A 607-nucleotide genomic window follows, 5' to 3' on the forward strand; every position below is an offset into this window, starting at 1 on the left:
ACCGCCGTCAGGGGACGACGGCCGGCGACGCGTGGCCGAGAGGACATCGTGGAAGGCCCGTGCCGGCGGGTTCATTCGGTCGTCGCAACGCGGTTGAGGTCTTCGTCGATCAAGGTAGCGAGTCGCTCGCGTGGTGTGTAGAAGCCCAGGCGTTTGCGGGGTCGATCGTTGAGCTGATCGGCGATGGCTTGCAGGTCGGCTGGAGTGTGTACGGACAGGTCTGTGCCCTTGGGCAGGTATTCGCGTAGGAGCCCGTTGACGTTCTCATTGCTGCCTCGCTGCCAGGGCTTGTACGGGTCGGCGAAGTAGACGTCGATACCGGTGCGGGCGGTGAGGTCGGCGTGGTTGACCATCTCGATCCCGCGATCCCAGGTCAGTGTCTTGGCCAGCTCGGGCGGGTAGCTGCTCATGGCGAGCGCGACGGCGTCGATGACGTCCTCGCTCTTGCGGCCCGTCGCGATGTGGCCCAGCACGATGTAGCCGCTGACGCGTTCGACGATGGTCGCGACCGCGGAGTTCGAGCCCCTGGCGCCGATGATCACGTCGCCCTCTTCGTGGCCGGGGACCTGACGGCCCCCGACCTCCTCGGGGCGCCCGTCGACGCTGA

Annotated in this window: 1 protein-coding gene; it reads right to left on the reverse strand. The window is 67.1% G+C overall.

Going from position 1 to position 607, the window contains the following annotated elements; genetic code table 11:
- Positions 1-71 precede the first annotated feature (71 nt).
- Positions 72-607, reverse strand: a 536-nt coding sequence (locus FB586_RS18650; RefSeq protein ID WP_136520851.1) for an IS30 family transposase, incomplete at its 5' end; no start/stop codon positions are given.

Source organism: Cellulomonas telluris (assembly GCF_004886325.1).
Lineage (GTDB): Bacteria > Actinomycetota > Actinomycetes > Actinomycetales > Cellulomonadaceae > Cellulomonas > Cellulomonas telluris.